This is a genomic window from Allobosea sp. CER48, assembly GCF_044752385.1.
In the GTDB taxonomy this organism is placed as follows: domain Bacteria; phylum Pseudomonadota; class Alphaproteobacteria; order Rhizobiales; family Beijerinckiaceae; genus Allobosea.
In genome coordinates this window covers 1-4,772 of record NZ_JBIWYK010000241.1, presented here as the reverse complement: position 1 = coordinate 4,772, position 4,772 = coordinate 1, and the positions used below count along the sequence as shown (strand labels likewise).

At 67.4% G+C, this 4,772-nt stretch carries 5 protein-coding genes; 2 read left to right on the top strand and 3 right to left on the bottom strand.

Annotated features, from left to right (window positions below; all coding sequences use genetic code 11):
• The coding region (locus ACIPIA_RS10440) for a putative DNA modification/repair radical SAM protein (protein WP_400509211.1) at positions 1-1,180 on the bottom strand (1,180 nt) is incomplete at its 3' end.
• Between the two features lie 120 nt (positions 1,181-1,300).
• Here ACIPIA_RS10440 and ACIPIA_RS10435 point away from each other — a divergent pair.
• Positions 1,301-1,459, top strand: a complete 159-nt coding sequence (locus tag ACIPIA_RS10435) for a hypothetical protein (RefSeq protein WP_400509210.1) — start codon at positions 1,301-1,303, stop codon at positions 1,457-1,459.
• 15 nt (positions 1,460-1,474) lie between these two features.
• Here ACIPIA_RS10435 and ACIPIA_RS10430 read toward each other — a convergent pair whose 3' ends face one another.
• On the bottom strand, positions 1,475-2,932 hold the full coding sequence (locus ACIPIA_RS10430; RefSeq protein ID WP_400509208.1) for an SNF2-related protein: 1,458 nt from the start codon (positions 2,930-2,932) through the stop codon (positions 1,475-1,477).
• Between the two features lie 83 nt (positions 2,933-3,015).
• On the opposite strand from ACIPIA_RS10430, the gene ACIPIA_RS10425 reads away from it, so the two are divergent.
• Entirely contained in the window at positions 3,016-4,404 is a 1,389-nt protein-coding gene (locus tag ACIPIA_RS10425) for a M20 family metallopeptidase (RefSeq protein ID WP_400509206.1), read from the top strand.
• A 16-nt stretch (positions 4,405-4,420) separates the two neighbouring features.
• Here ACIPIA_RS10425 and ACIPIA_RS10420 read toward each other — a convergent pair whose 3' ends face one another.
• Positions 4,421-4,678 (bottom strand): hypothetical protein, encoded by a 258-nt coding sequence (locus tag ACIPIA_RS10420; protein WP_400509205.1) that lies wholly within the window; start codon positions 4,676-4,678, stop codon positions 4,421-4,423.
• Between the last annotated feature and the right edge of the window lie 94 nt (positions 4,679-4,772).

The window sequence follows — 4,772 nt, the reverse complement described above, 5'->3', positions numbered from 1 at the left end:
GCTGATCGTCGAGGCTGCCTCCTGGCGTCCAGTCGGACGCGGCGATGAAGTGGCGCAGCGTCGCGAGCGAGCGCGTCAGCCTGCCGATATCCTCCAGCCGCAGCTGCCGGAAGCGTCGGGAAGCGAGGATGCGCTCGACGCTGCGTGTCCCCAGCCCCGGCACGCGCAGCAGCGCTTCGCGCTCGGCGCGGTTGACGTCGACGGGGAAGCGCTCCCGATGGCGCAGCGCCCATGCGAGCTTGGGGTCGATATCGAGATCGAGCATCTCGCCGGGGGCGATGATCTCCTCGGTTTCGAAACCGTAGAAGCGCGTCAGCCAGTCAGCCTGGTAGAGCCTGTGCTCGCGCATCAATGGCGGCGCCAACGCTGGCAGCTGATGCGAGCTGTCCGGGATGGGGCTGAAAGCCGAATAGTACACCCGCTTCAGCCCGAAGCTGCCATAGAGAAGCGCGCTGCGACGCAGGATCGCGCCGTCGCTCGCCCCGTCGGCGCCGACGATCATCTGCGTGCTCTGCCCGGCAGGAGCGAAAGCGGGAGCCTTTTCGCTCTCGCCCCTCTCCCCCTGGGCTTCATCGATCTTCAGCCTGAGCCCACCCATCGCGCTGCGGATCGCAACGGCGTCCTTCTCGGGCGCGAAGCGGGCCAAGGCCGCTTCGCTCGGCAGTTCGACATTGACGGAGACCCGGTCGGCGAAGCGCCCGGCCCGCTCGATCAGCTCCTGGCTGGCGCCGGGGATCAGCTTGAGATGGATATAGCCCCGGAAATGATGCTGCCGGCGCAAGGTCTCGGCAACGCGGACGATCTCGGCCATCGTGTAATCGGGCGAGCGGATGATGCCCGAGGACAGGAACAGCCCCTCGATATAGTTGCGCCGGTAGAAGCTGAGCGTGAGCTTCACCACCTCCTCCACCGAGAAGCGGGCGCGACGCACATTGCTTGACGAGCGATTGATGCAGAAGGCGCAGTCGAAACTGCAGAAATTGGTCAGCAGGATCTTCAACAGCGAGATGCAGCGACCGTCCGGCGCATAGGAATGGCAGATGCCGGCGCCTGTCGTCGAGCCGAGACCCTTTCCGTCGCGGGAATCGCGCTTCGTCGTGCTGCTCGAGGCGCAGGACGCATCGTATTTCGCGGCGTCGCTCAGGATCTCGAGCTTCTCCAGCGTCGTGAGTTGAGCCATGGCGCGCTCCTTATGTTCTCTTTTTGTTCTAGCGCCTTATCGCTCTCGAGGCAAGGACGGCGGCCGTGGAACCGGGCAGGCTCCCCCGGCGTTACCTGTCGGATAAGACAGGGGGTTTCCGTGTTCCGCGTGCTTCTGATCATCATCGTGCTGGTCGTCGGCTACGACGCCATCGTCCATCAGGGCGCCTACACGCGCGACGCCTGGAACAGCATCGTCCGGCTGACCGGCTCGTCGGTCGAGGGCGCCAAGGAGCTCGGCGAGCGCGCCCGCAATTGAGTGCGCACGCCCTGATCAGGCAGCCGAGCGCGCCTCGACGATCTCCGCGATCGCCTCCAGCATTCGTGTGTCGTCGCCGGCCAGACCTTCCATCGCCGCCATGCGTTGGATCACCGTGCCGGCGATCGCCTCCTCCACGGTATCCTCGGCATAGGTATAGAAGATCGTCGCGTGCTGGCCGTCGCGGTGGCAGCGCCCTTCGATCTGCTGAAGCTGGATGGCGCTATGGCGCATGTCGTGGATCACGAGCGCCCGCTCGCGTTCGCCGCCTGGCATCTCGCCGCGATGCAGCGAGATCGACTCTGTGACGGTGAAGATCACCGCATCGAGGTGCCCGGTCTGGAAGGCGAGACGCATCTCCTCGTTCTGCGCACCCGAGTGATTCCCGTTGATCTCTCCCACACGCCAGCCGCGCCCTCGTAACGTCTCCGCCAGCATCGCGCTGGTCTCGAGGAAGGCGACGGAGATCGCAACCTGCTCGTCATTCCCCAACAGGTCCTCGCAGAAATCGGCAGTACCCGGAATGCGCAGCAGGCTCGCCTTCTGCCGGAAGCGCAGATCGGCCGCCCAGCCTTGCGGCTTCCGCGTCGAACCGCCGGCCAGTCCCAGTTCCCTCCGGAATTCGCGCCAGGTCGCGTCGTAGAGCTTGCGGGCTGCGGCATCGAGCGCAACGGGAGCGAGCTCGCGCTGCACTTCCGGCCAGCCGGCAATCTCCTCCGGGCGGCGGCGCAGGCCGATGGCGTCGGTGCCGCGATAGAGCAGATCGGCCATCACCTTGCGGTCGGCCTCGTTCGGCTCCCAGCTCCAGTTCTTCCAGCGGCCCTTCGCGCGGCCGATCTTCAGGCGCTTCATCAGCGCGCGGAAGCCGTCGAGATCCGCAGTCGGCATGCCCGCCGCCTTCGCCAGCAGCGGCGCGAGATAGGACAGCTCATGCGGCGACTGGCCGGCTGTGGCGCTCATGTAGATCGTGAAGTCGGCGCCTTCCGCCATCTGTCGGCAGACCAGCCCCTGCTGCGAGTTCGGGTTGCGGATGCGATGCGCCTCGTCGATCACCACGAGCGGCCAGATGCGCTTCGGCCGGCCGTGCTTGGCAAGCTCGTTGTTCTTCGCCCGCGTCGAGCGCTTCCGGCTGTCGGCGACAGGAGCCAGCAGCGACTTCGTCTTCTCGAAATTCATCAGCGTCACCCGCTTCGCCGGCAGGCCGGACAGCGCCATGGTCCGCCGCCATTGCGGGATCGCGCCCTTCGGGCAGATCACCAGCACGTCCTCCTCGGGCATCGCCGACAGCGCGAGCCAGGCCGACAGCGTCTTGCCGAGGCCCGTCAGGTCCCCGAGCAGGAAGCCGGCCGCGCCTTTGGCCCGCGCCGCCAGGATCGCATCGCGGGCAACGAGCTGATGCGGATGCGGGATCATGGTCATGCGGAAGGGAAAGCCCTGCTGGGTGGGGATGCAGTTGCCCTGCCCCGAAGGCATGGCGCGCCCGGCTCTCTTGGCACTGGCGCTGGCTCACGTCCACCGGCACTGTGCCGGCCATGAATACGGGAGACCACACGACCATGACCCGCGCGCAGGCGATCGCGAATGCTCAGGACTATTTCGATTCAGGCCGGATGAAGAGCGACCTCGGCCGCCTCGTCGCGATCCCCACCGAAAGCCAGAACCCGGACCGCGCCCCGGTCCTCGGCGAATATCTCGAGCAGGAGATGCAGCCCCTGCTTGAATCGCTCGGCTTCACCTGCAGCACCCTGACCCATCCGAAGGCGCGCGGGCCCTTCCTCTATGCCGAGCGCATCGAGGACCCCGCCCTGCCGACCATACTCGGCTACGGCCATGGCGACGTGATCCGCGGGCTCGACGCGCAGTGGAGCGAAGGCCTCTCGCCCTGGAAGCTGATCGAGCGCGAGGGCCGTTGGTACGGCCGCGGCGTCGTCGACAACAAGGGCCAGCATCTGATCAACATCAGCGCGCTCCGGGCGGTGCTGGAGACTCGGGGCAAGCTCGGCTTCAACGCCAAATACCTGATCGAGATGGGCGAGGAATCGGGATCGCCGGGCCTGCGCGAGCTCTGCACCGAGCAAAGGGAACTGTTCAAGGCCGACATCCTCGTCGCCTCCGATGGGCCGCGCCTCAATGCCGAGCGCCCGACCGTCTTTCTCGGCGCGCGCGGCGGCGTCACCTTCGATCTCACGATCAACGCGCGCGAAGGCGGCCACCATTCCGGCAACTGGGGCGGCATCCTCTCAGACCCGGCGATCCAGCTCGCCCATGCCATCGCTTCGATCACCTCGCCGACCGGCCAGATCCGCATCCATGAATGGGTGCCGAAGGAGCTGCCGCCGGCCGTCCGCAAGGCGCTCGTCGGCTGCGAGATCGATGGTGGCCCGGACGGGCCGACCATCGATCCGGACTGGGGCGAGCCCGGCCTGACCCCGGCCGAGCAGGTTTTCGGCTGGTGCTCCTTCGACGTGCTGGCGATGAAGTCGGGTGTACCGGAGACCCCTGTGAACGCCGTGCCACCGAACGCCTGGGCGCGCTGCCAGCTGCGCTTCGTCGTCGGCATCGATCAGGACGATGTCGTCCCGGCCCTAAAGCGGCATCTGCAGCGCCACGACTTCCCGATGGTCGAGGTTTCGCTCAGCCGCTCCGAGATTTTTGGGGCGACGCGCCTCGATCCGGAAGACGCCTGGGTGGATTTCACCCTCGCTTCGATCGCCGAGAGCACCGGCAAGAAGCCGGCGTTGTTGCCCAATCTCGGCGGCTCCCTGCCCAACGACATCTTTGCCGACATCCTCGGGCTGCGCACGATCTGGGTGCCGCATTCCTATCCGGGCTGCTCGCAGCATGCGCCGGACGAGCATCTCCCGGCCTTCATCGCCCGCGAGGGTCTGACGGCCATGGCCGGGCTTTACTGGGATATCGGCTCGGGCAACGCGCCGGCGGTCTGAGGCCGCGACACGGGCGCTACTCCTGCGGCTGGCGCGGATCACGCCCCGGCGGCAGATCGATCGGCGTCGCCGGAGGTGCCTCCGGCGGCACATTCGGGGGCAGTTCCGGCGGCGGCTCGGTGGGGATGCCCTGCGGCTCCTCATCGGGCGGCGACTCGACCGGCGGAGCCGGCGGAACATTGCCGGGCGTCAGCGGCGGCGCCTCGGGTGGCGGGTTCGGAACGGCCGGGGTGTTGCCCGGCCCGGCCGTGAGGCCCTGTGTAAATTGCTGCATGCGAAATCCGTCCTTTCGGACAGGAACGCTCCAGCGCCCGAAAGGCTCCGCGGCAACCTCATCGGCCGCCCGACTCACCCGGGCGGGCGCGTCG

Coding starts and splice junctions, on each gene's coding strand:
- ACIPIA_RS10430 (WP_400509208.1), bottom strand. CDS start 2,932: ATGCCTTCGGGGCAGGGCAACTGCATCCCCACCCAGCAGGGCTTTCCC.
- ACIPIA_RS10425 (WP_400509206.1), top strand. CDS start 3,016: ATGACCCGCGCGCAGGCGATCGCGAATGCTCAGGACTATTTCGATTCA.
- ACIPIA_RS10420 (WP_400509205.1), bottom strand. CDS start 4,678: ATGCAGCAATTTACACAGGGCCTCACGGCCGGGCCGGGCAACACCCCG.